Genomic DNA, 15,206 nt, shown 5'->3' with positions numbered 1-15,206 from the left:
CGATGATGCGCAAGACCATCACCACCCTTGCCACCCTGTTCGCACTCTCCGCGCCGGCATGCGCCGCCGACGACGGCATCGCGCCGCCGACGCTGCGCGCCAGCATCACCGTCACTTCCGATGTGGTGCGGGTCGGCGACCTCATCGACAATGCGGGCTCCGCCGCGCAGATCCCGGTCTACCGCTCGCCCGATCTCGGCACCACCGGCGCGCTGCCGGTCGCGCAGGTCCTGAGCGTGCTGCGCGCCAAGCAGGTGATCGGCGTGATGACCGGCGACCTCAAGGAGGTCACGGTCACGCGACTCGCGCGCACGCTTGCCAACAAGGATCTCGAGCTCGCGGTCGCCTCCGCGCTCGAGCGCCGCTTCGGCCTCGGGGACGCCGCCAACATCACCGTCACGTTCGACCGCGGCGTCTCCGACGTGCGGCTGGATGCCTCCAACACCGGTGCACTCCAGGCGACTGCCACGCGCTACGACGCGCGCAGCGGCCGCTTCGACCTGAGCTTCGAGATCAACAACGAGAACAGCCTCGCGCCGGCCAAGCTGCGCCTCACCGGCACCGCAATCGAGACGGTGGAGGTCGCCGTGCTGACCCGCGACATCGACCGCTCCGAGATGCTGAAGTCGTCCGACGTCACGCTGGAGCGCCGCCCGAGGGCGGATGTCCAGGGCGAAGCGGCCTCGCGCGAGCGAGCGGTCGGCATGCAGCTCCGTCATCCGATGCGGGCGGGCAGCGCGGTCCGGGTCGCCGACATCGCAAAGCCCGACCTCGTGCAGCGCGACCAGAATGTCACCATCATCTACCAGGTGCCGGGCCTCTACCTCACCACCCGCGGCAAGGCGGTCGACAGCGGCTCCGAGGGCGACACCGTCTCGGTCCTCAACATGCAGTCCAAGCGTACGCTCCAGGGCGTCGTCACCGGCCGCGGCCAGGTCACGGTCCAGGGCGCCAGCCAATCCGCGCCGGCCGCCCCCACGGTCGAACAGACCTCGTCCAGACGCGAGGAGACGCCCGCAGCGGCCGCCCTCGCCCAAAGCCTGATCCAGGCCCCCGTTTCGCCAACCCAGATCGCGCAAGCACAAGCCAAGTCAGAGTAAGTCATGTCCAAGTTCAGTTCCGCGGCCCGCCTTCGTCGTATCGCCCTCTCCGGCACGCTGCTCGCCACCTTCGCCTTTGCGAGCGGGTGCTCCTCGATCGACCGTCTGTCGCAGATCGGCGAACAGCCGAAACTGTCCGCGATCGACAATCCGACGACGCAGCCCGGCTACAAGCCGGTGCAGATGCCGATGCCGAAGCCGGAAGTCGCCTCCTACAATCCGAACTCGCTGTGGCGCAACGGCAGCCGCGCCTTCTTCAAGGACCAGCGCGCCAATCGGGTCGGCGACCTCCTCACGATCACCGTCAACTTCACCGACAAGGCCAACATCGCCAACGAGACCCAGCGCAGCCGCACCGCCAAGGAAGATTCAGGGATTACCGATTTCATCGGCAGCAAAACGGTCACGCAGCCCCTCAAGGTCCTGCCCGGCCGCCTCCTCACCACCGACTCGACGTCATCGAGCGACGGCAAGGGCTCCGTCCAGCGCCAGGAAGCCTTGCAGACCAACGTCGCGGCGGTCGTGACCCAGGTGCTACCGAACGGCAATCTCGTCGTCGAAGGCAAGCAGGAGATCCGCGTCAACTACGAGATTCGCGAGCTGGTCGTCGCCGGCATCGTCCGGCCCGAGGACATCCAGAGCGACAACACCATCGACTCCACCAAGATCGCCCAGGCCCGCATCGCCTATGGCGGCCGCGGCCAGATCACCGACGTGCAACAGCCGCGCTACGGCCAGCAAGTGATGGACGTGCTGCTGCCCTTCTAAAGCTTCTCCCGAGCTCCCACATCTCGTTGTGAACCTAGGCACAACGTGATGTTCTACGCGGCCTCCGGTAGCTCCCCTGCCGGAGGCCGCAAGATTTTTGGTCGGCGTTGTTGTGACTGTCGGCTCGCCACGAGCGCGGCAATTACGACAAACGAACACTGTCATCGTCCGCCTTGTGCGCAATTGCGCACTGGGGCGGACGATCCAGTACTCCAAGACGCCTTTGATTCAATCGCTATGCTGCGGCGTACTGGATTCCCCGCCTTCGCGGGGAATGACTGCGGAAAATGAGGCTATTGCCCTCACGTAAACTTCGCTTCCACCACACCAAGACCGTCCAGCTCCATCCGCACCTTGTCGCCGGCCTTCAGCCACAGCGTTTTCACGAGGCTGCCGGTGAGCACGAGCTGGCCGGCATGCAGGCCCTTGCCTTCGGCGGCAAGATGATTGGCGAGCCAAGCGAGTGCGTTGTGGGGATGGCCGAGCACGTCGGCGCCGGTACCCTTGCCCGCCTCCTCGCCGTTGACGAGGGCGCGGCCGGCGACCGCCTTGAGGTCGGGCACCGACGAACGCGGAACCGCCTCACCAAGCACGCAGCCGGCGGCGAAGAAATCATCCGCGATCAGCGTCGGCGCGCCCATCGTCTCCCACTTCACATAGCGGTCGTCGACGATCTCGATCGCGGGGGCGTAGGCATCGACCGCCTCTCCCACCCATTCGGCGGTGAACGGAGCCTCGCCGGGGGCAAGGTCGCGCATCAGCCGCACGGCGATTTCGCATTCGACGCCGACGCGGACATAGTCGGAAACGGCCAGTTTTGCGCGGCTGTCGTACACGACCTTCTCGAACACGCCGCCGGCGCAGGGATGGTCGATCTGCATGTAGTCCTGCATGACCTGGCTGGTGCAGCCGATCTTGTAGCCAACCAGCGAGCCGACATGGGGCAGCAGCACGTCGTGCAGCGCGCGCTGGATCTTGTAACCCTCTGCCTCATCGCGCGGGGGAACCTCGAGCGGCGCGAGGGCAGCGTGGTTGCGGCGCGCCAGCGCGATCGCCTTTGCGGCTGCGAGAATTCTGTCCATCGGCGCCGACTCCCACGCTACGCAACTGAAGTCGCCACTTCAGCATCCCCGCTCCCGCCTGACAAGCGCTGCGGGAGGAGCGCACGCGTTACGCCTTGACGAGGCCAAGCCGGATCAGGCTCTCGGCAGAGCTCAGAATTGCCTCGTTATGGATCGCGCCTGCCAGCCGAGCAGCCGCCTCGCCTTCGGCAGGCTGTAGGGCAGCCTGGGAACGCCGGTCGCGACGAGGCGCACCGACCAGTCCGGCGCCTGGAGGCGTGGAACCCGGCGGGCTACACTTCGGCGCCTTGCGGCGGTCGGCCGCCGGCATCACCCAGCACATGCCGGCGACGCAGCCGCGCCAGCTCGAGCAGGACGGCTCGTCTGCCAAATCAACTTCGCCGAAAAGCCGCTGCGGGTGGCGTACGAGCTGACCGATGCGGCCTATGGCCTGCTGCCGGCCGTTAAGGAGTTGTTGAGCTGGTCCCGGCTTTATGGCGGCGCACGCTCCGCGCAGGCACAGGATGCGCGACGATGGCGATGCTTCGTGCCGCTGGCCGCATCTTTAGAAGTCGAGTCGATCCCGTTGCTCCGACTCGCAAAAACATCCTCACCTGAAGTGAAGGCTCTTTCTCTTCCGAGCTCACGTGAGCAGGAAGGAGTTGGGTCTAGTCCCTTGATCGCGATTCAGTTTTCGTGTTCGCCGCGATGAACCGCATCACGCAACGAGATGGCCGTGGCGCGTGAACACGCGCCACGACAGCATGGGCGAACATCGCCTTCGTCAGTCACGTCCGAGCGCGATACGGATCGCGATCTCGACCGGCGAATAGTCACCATCGGCGCGATCGAGCCGATACGGCTCGGCAGGAGGAAGATCGGGCTGTGCCATGAAGCGCGGCGCCTTTCCGCGATGCTGCTGCGCCGCGTGCACCAGGAAGGGATGGCAGAGATAGACGGTGCCCGCCGCGCCCGTCGCGAGCGCGATCTCGCAGTCGGCGCCCATCTCATCCAGCACCATCCGCGACCGCCCGGCCTCGCCCGCCGGCGCCAGATAGCGCGCCATCGGCATGTGCGAGCCGACCCTGATCCGCGTCGGCGCATCATCCTTGCGGACATCGGAGAACAGGAACAGCATCAACAGCGCGCGCCCGCGCGAGACAATGTTGGCCCGCCACGCCGAATGATCGTGCCGCTCGTTGGGATCGCAATCCTCGCCGGGGAAGCTGAGATCGATGTGCCAGCCGGCATCGCCGGGATCGTCCGGATGCGGGAAGCGCACAGCGAAGGTGCCGCCGATATCCTTGCGCGGCCGCCAACGACCCGCACCGACCAGCTGGTCGAACGCGCGATGCAGCACTGGCGTGTTGGCGATTTCTGGGAACGGCGGATTGCCATACCCGGACAGCCGGATCACCGGGCGTGTCCAGGTCGACGGGTCGTGCTCGCTGCAGGGCAGATCGCGGCACAAGATGGCGCGGCCCTGCTCTGCGAGTTCCCGGGGAAAGGCGTTGTCAATCCGGACAAAGCCTTGCGCAATGAATTGCGCAATTTGCGCGGCGCTCAGCGCACGCACTTCATCTCTATCGGTCATGATTGTCTCTCGAGCTGTCGCCAGCCATCGTCGGTTCGCGTCATGCGGAACCCGGCCGACTCATTCGGTTCACTGGAATCCCGCTGGGCACAGCCCACGGGGTCGATCAGCGCTTCCTCATGGAAGCGGGATCAGCCCAGGAAGAAGACCGATGCGATGTTGAGAGAGCAAATCATCATGGCGGCGCGAGTCTACGCGCGGGATCCGCGGCATTCAAGCGGCGGACGCCTTTGGCCTTCCGGCCTATTCGTCGCGATAAACCTTCTCGCGCTTCTCGTGGCGCTCCTGCGCTTCCACCGACAGCGTTGCGATCGGGCGGGCTTCCAGCCGCTTCAATGAGATCGGCTCGCCGGTCTCTTCGCAATAGCCGTAGGTGTTGTCCTCGATACGCTGAAGCGCTGCATCGATCTTGGCGATCAACTTGCGCTGGCGGTCGCGGGCGCGGAGTTCGATGGCACGGTCGGTTTCGGACGAAGCCCGATCGGCGAGATCGGGGTGGTTGACGTTCTCCTCCTGCAGAGCTTGCAGGGTGAGCTTGGACTCTTTGAGGATCTCATCCTTCCAGGCGAGGAGCTTCAAACGGAAGTACTCCTTCTGCCGGTCGTTCATGAAAGGCTCTTTTTCGGTCGGTCGGTAATTTTTCAACTTTTCCAAGGGCGGCCTATTCTTTTTTAAGCAACGACTCGCGACGGACAGGGTCCGTTGAGCCGGGCTTATATAGCGGCCTCTTGTGACAGACAATATTTCCCTGATGTTGGCGTTACCGCCCCCAAGTCCTTGCACCGGCAGCTTTATCGGCAAGCACCTGGGGGCGGTTATCCACTCAGTAGCCGACCGTGAAACGCTTCCGCAGATGCGAAGGCCGCTCGATCTCGTCGGCCAGTGCAATGGCGTAATCAGCGAAGGTGATCCAGCTCTTCCCGCTCGCATCTGCGAGAAGCTGATCGGTCCCAAGCCGGAACTTGCCGGTCCGCTCACCCTCCACGAACAGGGCCGACGGCGAGATGAAGGTCCAATTCAGTTCCTTTTCCTGCCGCAGCAGATCGAGGAATGCGGAACCTTTCTCCGCTTCGGCCTTGTATTGGGCGGGAAAACCGGGGGTTGTGACCAGTTTCACGCCCGGCGCGACCTCGAGGCTGCCCGCACCGCCGACCACGAGGTAGCGGCCAACCTTCGAGTCCTTGGCGGCGCCGATCAGCTTGTGCGGATCGCTGGCCAGGAAGTGGACGGAACTGATGGCGACGTCCTGCCCGGCCCAGAGCTTGGCGAGCCCGGCCTGGTCGAGCACGTCGCCCTTCGTCGGGGCGACGTTCGGCAGGCTGGCAATCTTCTCCGGGTTCCGGGCGATGGCGGTGACGGCATGGCCGCGGCGGGACAGTTCCTTGGTGATCTCCGAACCGGCCCGGCCCGAGGCCCCGACGACTGCGATTTTCATGGAAGGCTCCTTTGCTTCTGTGGTAACTAGCGGTGACTAGATATCGCAAAGAATGCTGGTGTTAAGAGAGCACTTTTGGCTTACCTGCTTACGCAAGAGTAACCGGAACGCGTAACCGGAACAGATCGCGAGGAACCAAGACATGAAGCCCGACGTCTACGCAGCCAATTGTCCGACGCGCCAGATCCTCGATCGCGTCGGCGACAAATGGGCGGTGCTGATCCTGTTGCTGCTGCGCGCGGAGGCGATGCGTTTCAATCAGTTGCGCCGGACGATTGAAGGCATTTCGCAGAAGATGTTGAGCCAGGTTCTCAAGTCACTCGAACGCGACGGATTGATCAAGCGCCGCGCCATCGCAACCGTTCCGGTGACGGTCGAGTATTCGATCACGCAGCTCGGGCTGACGCTCGCCGCCGCTGTCGATCCCTTGCGCGATTGGGCCGAGGAGAACCTGAAGGACGTCCTCGCCGCCCAGCGCCGCTACGACGCGCAGCAGAAGCAGGAAGCGGCGTCAAGAGACCCCGTCATCCCCGCGCAACGGCGAAGCCGTTGTCGCTGGAGGCGCGAGTAGCGCGGTGCGCAGCACCGCGCTGGGAGCCTCGAAGGATGAACGGCCGAGATGAATCAGCGCGTTCAATGTCCTCGCGGCGACCGCCGGGCCATCGCCCTTCGAGGCTCGCTACGCGAGCACCTCAGGACGACGGATAACGCTCAGGCCTGCCCGGCCTTCGCGAGTTCGACCTCGACGCGCAGCTCGATCTCGGAGAGCACGGCATCAAGGCCGGGATCACCGGAGGACGATTTGAGGTTTGCTGCCGCATCGCGCAGGCGCATCACCGTCGAGGCGTCGAGGTTACCCGACAACAGTCCCATCTTGAGATCGTCGAGCACGTCGAGCGCGGTCTTGCCGCGGGCGACCGAGCGCTTGCGCCGCTCGACCGGGTCCTCCTCGATGCCCTGCAGCGCAAGCAGCGCATCAATGTTGGCAGCGGCCTTCGGCGCGGATGCGGACTTGGTCTCCTGCGTCGAGGAGGTATCGGGCAGCACGAAGGTGCCGGAGCTCGTCCGCCTGGTCTGGCTGGCGGGCGCTCCAAGCGTGGTGCCATTCGGTCCGTAGATGCGCATCGAAGGAATCCGCGTGATCGATGGCGGCAGCTTCGCCGCATTATGGTTAATGAGGCGTAAACAGCCCGGCAAAATCTGCCGACAGGCGGCAGTTTCGCTCCTCAAGGCGAACATCGGCTGGCGCCGATGAAGCGCAATTTAATCAACCTATTCAACCGTCTAGCTTCACCGCATCACGCTGGCACGGCGCTCGCATAGAGAGGTTCGGACCAGCTCGTCATGGGAGTGTCGAACGGGTCCGAGATCTAAAGGAGCCTCGGGGAGCAGAGGATGCCAGGCGTGCGTTGGGCAAGGTTATTGGGGGCGGCATGTGCCGCGCTGTCAGCGCTGGCGTTCATGGCCGTGCCTGCAAGCGCGACCTCGCGCATCAAGGACCTCGCCAATATCGAAGGTGTCCGGCAGAACCAGCTCATCGGCTACGGCCTCGTCGTCGGCCTCAACGGCACCGGCGACACGCTCAACAACATCCCTTTCACCAAGCAGTCGCTGCAGGCGATGCTGGAACGCATGGGCGTCAACATCCGCGGCGCCACCATCCGCACCGGCAACGTCGCCGCCGTCATGGTGACCGGCAATCTGCCGGCCTTCGCGACACAGGGCACGCGCATGGACGTCACGGTGTCCGCGCTCGGTGATGCCAAGAATTTGCAGGGCGGCACCCTGCTCGTCACCCCCCTGTTAGGTGCCGACGGCAACGTCTATGCGGTCGCCCAGGGCTCGCTCGCGATCTCCGGCTTCCAGGCCGAGGGCGAAGCCGCAAAAATCGTTCGCGGCGTGCCGACGGTGGGGCGCATCGCCAACGGCGCCATCATCGAGCGCGAGATCGAGTTCGCGCTGAACCGCCTGCCGAACGTGCGGCTGGCGCTGCGCAATGCCGACTTCACCACGGCAAAACGCATCGCGGCCGCCATCAACGACTATCTCGGCGTCAAGAGCGCCGAGCCGCTCGATCCCTCCACTGTGCAGCTCTCGATTCCGCCGGAGTTCAAGGGCAACGTCGTCGCCTTCCTCACCGAGATCGAGCAGCTCCAGGTCGATCCTGATCTCGCCGCCAAGATCATCATCGACGAACGAAGCGGCATCATCGTGATGGGCCGTGACGTCCGCGTCGCTACCGTCGCAGTCGCGCAGGGCAATCTCACCGTCACGATCTCCGAGAGCCCCCAAGTGAGCCAGCCCAATCCGCTGTCGCGCGGCCGGACCGTGGTCACCCCGCGCAGCGGCGTCAGCGTCACCGAGGACGGCAAGAAGTTCGCGGTCGTCAAGGACGGCGTCTCGCTCCAGCAGCTCGTCGACGGCCTCAACGGCCTCGGCATCGGCCCGCGCGACCTCATCAGCATCCTCCAGGCGATCAAGGCCGCCGGCGCGATCGAAGCCGACATCGAGGTGATGTGATGCAGACCGGCATGATCAATTCGGCCCCCGTCGCCTCCTCCACCTTCTCGGTGCAGAGCCGCAACGGCCGGCCCGACTTCGAGCTTGCGAGCGCCCTGCAAAAGGTCTCGCCGCAGCAGCAGGCCAAGGCCCAGAAGACCGCGACCGACTTCGAGGGCATGTTCCTCAACGCGATGTTCTCGCAGATGACGTCGGGCCTGAAGGGCGAAGGGCCGTTCGGCGACACGGTCGGCACCGGCGTGTGGCGCTCGATGCTGACCGAGCAGTACTCGAAGAATTTCGCCAATGCCGGCGGTGTCGGCGTGGCCAGCGAAGTCTACCGCACCCTCATTCTGCAGCAGGCGAAAACCGTCCGCACGGCATAAGGTCCAAACGACATGAACCACTTCAACGCGTCACGTCAGCCGGTGCCCGCCCCTCGCGCTGCCGCTGCACCCGGCAGCGCGAGCGCACCGGGCAGCGCAGAGGCGCGCAAGCTCGCTGAGGACCTGATGGACGCGATGAGCGCGCTGCTCGGGCTGATCGAGCGGGAGACCGAGCTGGTGCGTGCGGGCCGCTTGCGCGAAGCGCTGGCATTTGAATCGAAGAAGCAGGAATTGTCCCGCCGCTACGTCGGCGCCGTCAGCCAGCTCAAGGCGAACCAGACTCAGCTTGCGAAATCCGCGCCCGAGCTGCTCTCGACGCTGCATCGCCATCACGATGCGTTCCGCGCCATGCTGCAAGTCAATCTCACCGTGCTCGCCACCGCACACGCGGTGTCCGAGAGCGTGATCCGCGGCGTCAACGCCGAGATCCAGAAGCGCAACGTTCCGAACACCTACACCGCCACCGGACGGCGCGCGGCACCGGGCCCGCGCCACATTACGCCGCTCTCAGTCAGCCGCTCGCTCTGAGAATGCCCGATAGGCCCGATTTGATGAAAATGCGCGCCGCGAATCAGGTGCGCCGTTAGCCATATTCCGTAACCGGACCTTTAATAGTAGTTCCCCATAGTTGCGCGATTGGACGGGGTGGGATTTGACTCGGGGGCAAGGCCAGGAGGCTGCCGTGAGTACAGATTTCAGTATCAGGCCGGTGGGGATACCGGCCGCTACGTTGCCCATATCGGCGTCGAGCGCGACGGCGAACGACGCCGTGCAAACCGATTTGCCGGCAAACCAGACGGTCGCCGCAAGCGATGCGAGCGCGGCCGCGCGCAATGATTTGCAGGGCAATGAGAACGTCTCGCGCCAGGTCGTGTTCAACCAGGCCGCGGCTTCGTTCGTCTTTCAGGTCGTCAATGAAAAGACGGACGCGGTGGTGACGCAATTTCCCGACGACGCGATGCTGCGTCGCCGCGCCTATTTCCACGCCCTCGATCTGAGCAAGTCCGAGCTCCCGCGTCCGGTCTCGACCGACCGCAGCGCCTAGGTGCTCATCGTAGCCTGGGCCGTGTCGAGATAGCTCGAGCCCGTCACGGGATCGGTGACGACGTTCTTGATCTGCGCCTTGCCAGAACCGGTCAGCGTGAACTTCGTATTGCCGAAGCGAAACGAAGAGTCCTTGATCAGGACCTGCTGATATTGCGACGTGCCGCCGCTCTGATACCTGACCTGCGCGCGAAATCCGCTGACTTCCGAGATGGTGAGCGAGAACTTCTTGCCGTCGGAATATGTGCCGGACCAGGTGCCCTGGTAGAGCGTCGCGTCGACCGCGACGTACTTGGTCTTGCTCGGAACCGACATGCCGGCCGATTTATACGAGCTCGACAGGATGCTCATCACGTCGGCCACGAGGACCTCCTACGGCCGGCCGGACAGACCGGCCGCGATGTTACGGTTGATCTCGATCAGCGGACGGAAGTGATCGAACTGCGGGCTGGCCTGCAACGCTGCAGTCTGGCTCAGCACGAACACGCTGATGTTGGCGATCTTCTGCCGCACATCGAGCGGCTGCGGACTGTTGTCGCGCATCGCTTCGCTCAGAAAAATGGTCCAGAGCTTGCGGTTGAACATCAGCGCCTGCATCGTCTGCTCGCTGAGCGGGTCGGCGCTATTGATCGCGTCCTGCAGCTTGTTCGCGGCCTTCAGCAGCGTCTGCGCCTCGATATCACGAGGAGATGCAGTGGTCGTAGCGACACGCGCGTAGGCCGAAGCAGCAGAATTCGACATTGATCACCCTGGAGGCTTCCTCGCCCGTTGAACAGGCTTAAGGATTTCTTTCCCAACCCTAGGCAGCACCGCTTAAGATTTGCTTACGTGAGAGTGTGGAAGCACTCCGGACAAGTACGGGTCGCGGATTCTTCTCTCACGTCAAAGCTAAATGCGAGTGCATGCGCTGTAAATGACAGCACTTGTCATATATCGATCTCAGCTAATCGAGTCTTAGCGATCTCATTCAAATAGAACGGCGAGGCACCAGCCTCGCCGCGAAATCTCAAACCAGGCCCGTCAGCTCCGGGACTACCTGAGCAGTTGCAGTACGCTCTGCTGCGACTGGTTGGCCAGCGACAAAGCGGAGACCGCGATCGACTGCCGCGTCGACAGCGCCTGGCTGTTCGCCGCCTCCTCGTTCGTATCGGCGAGGGTCAGGCTGGAGGAACCGGTCTGCAGCACGTTGATCAGGTTCTTGCTGAAATCCTGGCGAATCTGCACGATCGACAGGTTCGAACCGAGCGTCGATGCCTCTGCACGAAGCGTCGTACTGGCCGAATTGAGCGACGTAAGGACGGCGTTCGCCGAATTGGTGTCGAGGAAATCAACAGTCTGGGTCAGTGGCGCAAGGCTGAGGCCGGCATAGTTGAACGTTACGCCCTGAATGGTCAGCGTGGATCTTCCCGTTTCGTTGAACACGAGCTTCAGCGTGTCGCCATTCAGCAGGTTCACACCATTGTAGGAGGAGTCCTGCGCAGTCGTATTGATCTGTGCCAGCACGTTGTTGTACTGCGCGACGAGATTCGCACGAGTGGCCTGAGAATCCGGGTCGGCGACAGGGGCTGGCGCGGTCAGGCCGTAGAAGGGCTGACCGCTCGCCGCAGCCGTGCCGCCGATCGTGCCGATCGTCGAGGAAGCCGCATCATTGGATGTCACGATGTTGAGGTGTCCCGTCGTGTCGATCGTTGCTTGCAGGTTGTTCGCCGCCAGCGCCGCATTGAGCTGATTGAGCGTCGAGATCTGTCCGGTGCCGGTGCCGAAGGTGATGCTCGTCGCGGTGCCGCCGCCGGTTGCACCGATCGTCAGCGTCTCGCCGCTCAGCGGGGGCGGGACGCGGGCGGTGGTGCCGGCGGCGAGGCCGAGCGCCGTGAGCACGTTGCCTGAGCCGGAGATCGTCAGATCCTGCGTCGTGCCGGTGCTCAGCACCAGCTGGCCGCTACCGTTGACGGTCGAGGCCGTCGCGGCACCGGTGATGCTGTCGATCGCGCTCAACACGGTCTGAACCGTCAAGGTGCTGCCGGAGCCGATGCCGATGGTGACGTTGCCAAAGGAATCGGTGGTTGAGGTGGTCTGCGAGGTCGAGAAGGTGATGGTCTTGTTGTCGACGGTCAGAACCGAGCCATTGGTGATTGCGGTACCGAGGTCGTTGGAACCCGCGCCGGCGGTGCCGATCAGCTTGGTCGCCGCGGTGATCGGCTGCGCGCCGCTCGTGTTGTCGTTGTTGACGGCGGTGCCGGTGACCGTGTTGTTGGTATAGGCCGTGCCGAGCAGATTGTTGGGGGTCGCACCGGTAATCACGGCTGACGTGACGTTGGATTTGGGCGAATAGCCCGTCGGGCTTTGCAGCACCTGGCTCGCGATCGACTTGGCGCTGTCGACCAGCTTCTGCAGCGAGGTGATGCCGGTGTTGGCGGCCTGCAGCACCTGAACGCCATTGCTGATGCCGTCGAGGAGATTGCTGATGTCGCTGGCGCGATTGTCGAGCCCCTGGGCAGTGAAGAAGTTGGTGGGGTTGTCGAGCGCGGTGTTCACCTTCTTTCCGGTCGCAAGGCGCTCCTGCGTCGTCGCGAGCAGGTCTGCCGTCGACTGAAGCGACAACAGGTTCTGGCGAACTGATGCCGAAAGAACGATGTTGGACATTGGCGGATCTTCCTGTTGAGACGCGAAACCGGGTACGAATCGGGGCTCGCCGATCTGGAGAATTGGCTTTTGTCCAGTTTTAGGGGCTGTCCTTTAAATTAAGGTTAATGGCGGCTTAAGCGGCAGGGTTAGCGATCGGTTAATCCCACGACCGCCCCCCCTGCCAAGCGGTCGTATCGCGAGACGAAAAAAAGCGGCGGGGCAAATGCCCCGCCGCGATGCTTTGGCTGGCGATTTTCGCCGCGTATCAGCGCAGAAGCTGCAACACGCTCTGCTGCGACTGGTTGGCCAGCGACAGCGCGGACACCGCGATCGACTGGCGGGTCGACAGCGCCTGGCTGTTGGCCGCTTCCTCGTTGGTGTCGGCCAGCGTCAGGTTGGACGAGCCGGTCTGCAGGACGTTGATCAGGTTCTTGTTGAAGTCCTGGCGGATCTGCACGACCGACAGGTTCGAACCCAGCGTCGATGCTTCCGAGCGCAGTGTGGTGCTGGCCGCATTGAGCACGGTCAGCGCCTTGTTGGCCGAAGCGTTGTCCAGGAAGTCGGTGCCCGAGGTGAGGTTCGAGATGCCGAGACCGGCGGTGTTGAAGGTCACACCGGTGATGCTCAGCGTCGACTTGCCAGTTTCGTTGAACGTCAGCTTCAGCGTGTCGCCGTTCAGCAGGTTCACGCCGTTGAAGGACGCATCCTGCGCCGTCGTGTTGATCTGCGCGAGCACGTTGTTGTACTGCGCAACCAGGCTTGCACGCTGGGCCTGCGAGGTCGGATCGGCGACCGGAGCCGACACGGTGGCGCTGTGGAACGGACCGGCGCTTGTAATGGCCGTGCCGCCGACCGTGCCGATCGTCGAAGACGCCGCGTCGTTGGTGGTCGTGATGGAGATCACGCCCGTGGAGTCGATTGAGGCCTGCAGGTTGTTCGCCGCGAGCGCCGAATTGAGCCCGTTCAGCGTCGAGACCTGGCCGGTACCCGTGCCGAAGGTGATGCTGGTGGCAGTGCCGCCGCCGGTGGCGGCGATCGTCAGCGTCTGGCCCGAGATGGCGGGCGGGACGCGAGCGGTCGTGCCGGCGGTGAGACCGAGCGCGGCGAGCACGTTGCCCGAACCCGAGATCGTGAGATCAGAGGTCGTGCCGGTGCTCAGCGTGAGCTTGCCACTCGCGACGGTCGAAGCCGTGCCGGTCCCGGTGATGGTGTCGATCGCGGAAAGCACGGTGCCCACCGTCAAGGTGCTGCCCGACTTGATGCCGATGGTGAAGTTGCCGGCGGCATCCTGGGTCGAAGTGGTCACGGTGTTGTCGAACGTGATGGTCTTGCCGTTGACCGTCAGGACCGAACCGTTGGTGATGGCGGTGCTAAGGTCGTCGGACGCCGCACCCGCGGTGCCAACCAGCTGGGTGGCTGCTGTGATATTGACCGCAGTGCCGGTGTTGTCGTTCAGCACGGCAGTGCCGGCGACCGTGTTGTTGGTGTAGGCGGTGCCCAGCAGGTTGCTGGCGGTTGCACCCGTGATCGCGGTCGAGGTCACGGTCGACTTCGTGGAGTAGCCCGTCGGGCTCTGCAGCACCTGGTTGGCGATCGACTTGGCACTGTCGACCAGCTTCTGCAGCGAGGTGATGCCGGTGTTGGCGGACTGCAGCACCTGGACGCCGTTGCCAATGCCATCGAGCAGGTTGCCGATGTCGCTGGCGCGGTTGTCGAGGCCCTGGGCGGTGAAGAAGTTGGTCGGATTGTCGAGAGCCGAGTTCACCTTCCGGCCAGTCGACAGACGGGACTGGGTGGTGGCGAGGAGGTCGGCGGTGGACTGGAGGGAGAGCAGGTTCTGACGAACCGATGCGGAGAGAACGATACCGGACATACTGTTACCTTTCTGGTAGTAGCTACGCGTCCTGTTTGACCGAGATTGATCAAACGACCGGCGGACGGTGCGTCCAAGCTTCTAACAATCCGTGAAATGAACCCCCCGCTTTTGTCCGTGTCGGGCGGAAACGGTATCTCGCAACGGTTTAAGCTGGACCCTTGTCGACCGACAGCCAATTGAAATCATTCGCATTTCGGCGATGTCCGCCGGCGTTTACGACGCGTTAACCACATTCAGCAAGGATCAGGCCCAACCAGAGCCGACAGCCGCATTGACTGGGCGCGCCAGTCGCTCATTTACAAAAGCGTTGATGGAGAACAGGCATGGCTCTCAAAGTCGAGCTCAGACCGCACGAACGCATCATCGTCGGCAACTGCGTGATCACCAATACCGACCAGCGCGCCCGCCTTTTGATCGACGGCGAGAACGTGCCGATCCTGCGCGAGCGCGACATCCTCACGCCCGAGACCGCCAACACGCCGGCGAGGCTCGTCTATCTGGCGGTGCAGCTCATGTACATCTCGCCGGATCCGCAGAGCCAGCACGGCACCTATTTCAACCTGGTGCGCGACATCGTCACGGCGGTACCGAGCGCCTGGCCGATCATCGAGGGCATCAACAACAACATCATGAGCGGCGACCTCTATCGCGCGCTCAAGGATGCCCGCAAGCTGATTTCCTATGAGGACAAGTTGCGGGAGCAGTTCGAAGCCACGCATCCCAAGACCGAGGTCAAGGCCGACGTCAACTCGGCAGCCTAGAGTCTCGCAGATCTTGAACGAAACCGCCCCGGACCTGGTCCGGGGCGGTTTCGTTTT

At 63.7% G+C, this 15,206-nt stretch carries 18 protein-coding genes; 8 read left to right on the top strand and 10 right to left on the bottom strand.

The window, feature by feature from the left end:
• The first annotated feature begins 2 nt into the window (after positions 1 to 2).
• Both flgA and flgH read left to right on the top strand, forming a co-directional pair.
• Positions 3 to 1,100, top strand: a complete 1,098-nt coding sequence (gene flgA, locus NLM33_RS44585) for a flagellar basal body P-ring formation chaperone FlgA (RefSeq protein WP_254104989.1) — start codon at positions 3 to 5, stop codon at positions 1,098 to 1,100.
• 3 nt (positions 1,101 to 1,103) lie between these two features.
• Positions 1,104 to 1,868: a flagellar basal body L-ring protein FlgH gene (flgH, locus tag NLM33_RS44580; RefSeq protein WP_254104988.1), complete on the top strand. Its 765-nt coding sequence runs from the start codon at positions 1,104 to 1,106 to the stop codon at positions 1,866 to 1,868.
• A gap of 302 nt (positions 1,869 to 2,170) precedes the next feature.
• Here the strand turns inward: flgH and NLM33_RS44575 are convergent, their stop codons facing one another.
• The 5 genes from NLM33_RS44575 to NLM33_RS44555 all read right to left on the bottom strand — a co-directional run bounded on the left by NLM33_RS44575 (position 2,171) and on the right by NLM33_RS44555 (position 5,958).
• Positions 2,171 to 2,950: a 2-keto-4-pentenoate hydratase gene (locus NLM33_RS44575; RefSeq protein ID WP_254104987.1), complete on the bottom strand. Its 780-nt coding sequence runs from the start codon at positions 2,948 to 2,950 to the stop codon at positions 2,171 to 2,173.
• Between the two features lie 88 nt (positions 2,951 to 3,038).
• Positions 3,039 to 3,320: a hypothetical protein gene (locus tag NLM33_RS44570; protein ID WP_254104986.1), complete on the bottom strand. Its 282-nt coding sequence runs from the start codon at positions 3,318 to 3,320 to the stop codon at positions 3,039 to 3,041.
• A 393-nt stretch (positions 3,321 to 3,713) separates the two neighbouring features.
• Positions 3,714 to 4,523 carry a phytanoyl-CoA dioxygenase family protein gene (locus tag NLM33_RS44565; protein WP_254104985.1) on the bottom strand — a complete coding sequence of 270 codons (810 nt, stop codon included), beginning with the start codon at positions 4,521 to 4,523 and terminating at the stop codon, positions 3,714 to 3,716.
• 243 nt (positions 4,524 to 4,766) lie between these two features.
• A complete protein-coding gene (gene dksA, locus NLM33_RS44560) occupies positions 4,767 to 5,132 on the bottom strand; it encodes an RNA polymerase-binding protein DksA (RefSeq protein WP_085966600.1) in 366 nt (121 codons plus the stop codon).
• Positions 5,133 to 5,346: 214 nt separating this feature from the next.
• On the bottom strand, positions 5,347 to 5,958 hold the full coding sequence (locus tag NLM33_RS44555) for an NAD(P)-dependent oxidoreductase (protein ID WP_254104984.1): 612 nt from the start codon (positions 5,956 to 5,958) through the stop codon (positions 5,347 to 5,349).
• A gap of 142 nt (positions 5,959 to 6,100) precedes the next feature.
• Here NLM33_RS44555 and NLM33_RS44550 point away from each other — a divergent pair, with 142 nt between their 5' ends.
• On the top strand, positions 6,101 to 6,529 hold the full coding sequence (locus NLM33_RS44550; protein ID WP_371930082.1) for a winged helix-turn-helix transcriptional regulator: 429 nt from the start codon (positions 6,101 to 6,103) through the stop codon (positions 6,527 to 6,529).
• A 140-nt stretch (positions 6,530 to 6,669) separates the two neighbouring features.
• Here NLM33_RS44550 and NLM33_RS44545 read toward each other — a convergent pair whose 3' ends face one another.
• Entirely contained in the window at positions 6,670 to 7,083 is a 414-nt protein-coding gene (locus NLM33_RS44545) for a flagellar assembly protein FliX (protein ID WP_254104983.1), read from the bottom strand.
• 270 nt (positions 7,084 to 7,353) lie between these two features.
• Here NLM33_RS44545 and NLM33_RS44540 point away from each other — a divergent pair, with 270 nt between their 5' ends.
• The 4 genes from NLM33_RS44540 (at position 7,354) to NLM33_RS44525 (ending at position 9,888) form a co-directional block, all read left to right on the top strand.
• Positions 7,354 to 8,478 (top strand): flagellar basal body P-ring protein FlgI, encoded by a 1,125-nt coding sequence (locus NLM33_RS44540; protein WP_371930081.1) that lies wholly within the window; start codon positions 7,354 to 7,356, stop codon positions 8,476 to 8,478.
• Positions 8,478 to 8,843, top strand: coding sequence for a flagellar assembly peptidoglycan hydrolase FlgJ (flgJ, locus tag NLM33_RS44535; protein ID WP_254104982.1), 366 nt, complete (start codon positions 8,478 to 8,480; stop codon positions 8,841 to 8,843). Before NLM33_RS44540 ends, flgJ begins: the two co-directional genes overlap by 1 nt.
• 12 nt (positions 8,844 to 8,855) lie before the next feature.
• Positions 8,856 to 9,371, top strand: coding sequence for a hypothetical protein (locus tag NLM33_RS44530; protein ID WP_254104981.1), 516 nt, complete (start codon positions 8,856 to 8,858; stop codon positions 9,369 to 9,371).
• Positions 9,372 to 9,525: 154 nt separating this feature from the next.
• Positions 9,526 to 9,888, top strand: a complete 363-nt coding sequence (locus NLM33_RS44525) for a hypothetical protein (protein WP_254104980.1) — start codon at positions 9,526 to 9,528, stop codon at positions 9,886 to 9,888.
• On the opposite strand, the gene NLM33_RS44520 is transcribed toward NLM33_RS44525, so the two are convergent.
• The 4 genes from NLM33_RS44520 to NLM33_RS44505 all read right to left on the bottom strand — a co-directional run bounded on the left by NLM33_RS44520 (position 9,885) and on the right by NLM33_RS44505 (position 14,385).
• Positions 9,885 to 10,250: a hypothetical protein gene (locus NLM33_RS44520; RefSeq protein WP_254104979.1), complete on the bottom strand. Its 366-nt coding sequence runs from the start codon at positions 10,248 to 10,250 to the stop codon at positions 9,885 to 9,887. The two genes, NLM33_RS44525 and NLM33_RS44520, sit on opposite strands and share 4 nt — an antisense overlap.
• A 9-nt stretch (positions 10,251 to 10,259) precedes the next feature.
• Positions 10,260 to 10,628, bottom strand: coding sequence for a flagellar biosynthesis regulator FlaF (gene flaF, locus NLM33_RS44515; RefSeq protein ID WP_254104978.1), 369 nt, complete (start codon positions 10,626 to 10,628; stop codon positions 10,260 to 10,262).
• A 291-nt stretch (positions 10,629 to 10,919) separates the two neighbouring features.
• Positions 10,920 to 12,530 carry a flagellin gene (locus NLM33_RS44510; protein WP_254104977.1) on the bottom strand — a complete coding sequence of 537 codons (1,611 nt, stop codon included), beginning with the start codon at positions 12,528 to 12,530 and terminating at the stop codon, positions 10,920 to 10,922.
• A 247-nt stretch (positions 12,531 to 12,777) separates the two neighbouring features.
• Positions 12,778 to 14,385 (bottom strand): flagellin, encoded by a 1,608-nt coding sequence (locus NLM33_RS44505; protein ID WP_254104976.1) that lies wholly within the window; start codon positions 14,383 to 14,385, stop codon positions 12,778 to 12,780.
• Positions 14,386 to 14,711: 326 nt separating this feature from the next.
• On the opposite strand from NLM33_RS44505, the gene flbT reads away from it, so the two are divergent.
• Positions 14,712 to 15,149, top strand: coding sequence for a flagellar biosynthesis repressor FlbT (gene flbT / locus NLM33_RS44500; protein WP_254104975.1), 438 nt, complete (start codon positions 14,712 to 14,714; stop codon positions 15,147 to 15,149).
• Positions 15,150 to 15,206 lie beyond the last annotated feature (57 nt).

The sequence above is a fragment of the Bradyrhizobium sp. CCGUVB1N3 genome (assembly GCF_024199925.1).
Classification (GTDB): Bacteria; Pseudomonadota; Alphaproteobacteria; order Rhizobiales; family Xanthobacteraceae; genus Bradyrhizobium.
The sequence above is the reverse complement of the archived record's forward strand: the minus strand, read 5'-3'. Positions and strand labels throughout refer to the sequence as shown.

Coding starts and splice junctions, on each gene's coding strand:
- NLM33_RS44505 (WP_254104976.1), bottom strand. CDS start 14,385: ATGTCCGGTATCGTTCTCTCCGCATCGGTTCGTCAGAACCTGCTCTCC.
- NLM33_RS44510 (WP_254104977.1), bottom strand. CDS start 12,530: ATGTCCAACATCGTTCTTTCGGCATCAGTTCGCCAGAACCTGTTGTCG.
- NLM33_RS44555 (WP_254104984.1), bottom strand. CDS start 5,958: ATGAAAATCGCAGTCGTCGGGGCCTCGGGCCGGGCCGGTTCGGAGATC.
- NLM33_RS44565 (WP_254104985.1), bottom strand. CDS start 4,523: ATGACCGATAGAGATGAAGTGCGTGCGCTGAGCGCCGCGCAAATTGCG.
- flgH (WP_254104988.1), top strand. CDS start 1,104: ATGTCCAAGTTCAGTTCCGCGGCCCGCCTTCGTCGTATCGCCCTCTCC.
- NLM33_RS44545 (WP_254104983.1), bottom strand. CDS start 7,083: ATGCGCATCTACGGACCGAATGGCACCACGCTTGGAGCGCCCGCCAGC.
- NLM33_RS44575 (WP_254104987.1), bottom strand. CDS start 2,950: ATGGACAGAATTCTCGCAGCCGCAAAGGCGATCGCGCTGGCGCGCCGC.
- flgJ (WP_254104982.1), top strand. CDS start 8,478: ATGCAGACCGGCATGATCAATTCGGCCCCCGTCGCCTCCTCCACCTTC.
- flbT (WP_254104975.1), top strand. CDS start 14,712: ATGGCTCTCAAAGTCGAGCTCAGACCGCACGAACGCATCATCGTCGGC.
- flaF (WP_254104978.1), bottom strand. CDS start 10,628: ATGTCGAATTCTGCTGCTTCGGCCTACGCGCGTGTCGCTACGACCACT.
- NLM33_RS44530 (WP_254104981.1), top strand. CDS start 8,856: ATGAACCACTTCAACGCGTCACGTCAGCCGGTGCCCGCCCCTCGCGCT.
- NLM33_RS44540 (WP_371930081.1), top strand. CDS start 7,354: ATGCCAGGCGTGCGTTGGGCAAGGTTATTGGGGGCGGCATGTGCCGCG.
- flgA (WP_254104989.1), top strand. CDS start 3: ATGATGCGCAAGACCATCACCACCCTTGCCACCCTGTTCGCACTCTCC.
- dksA (WP_085966600.1), bottom strand. CDS start 5,132: ATGAACGACCGGCAGAAGGAGTACTTCCGTTTGAAGCTCCTCGCCTGG.
- NLM33_RS44550 (WP_371930082.1), top strand. CDS start 6,101: ATGAAGCCCGACGTCTACGCAGCCAATTGTCCGACGCGCCAGATCCTC.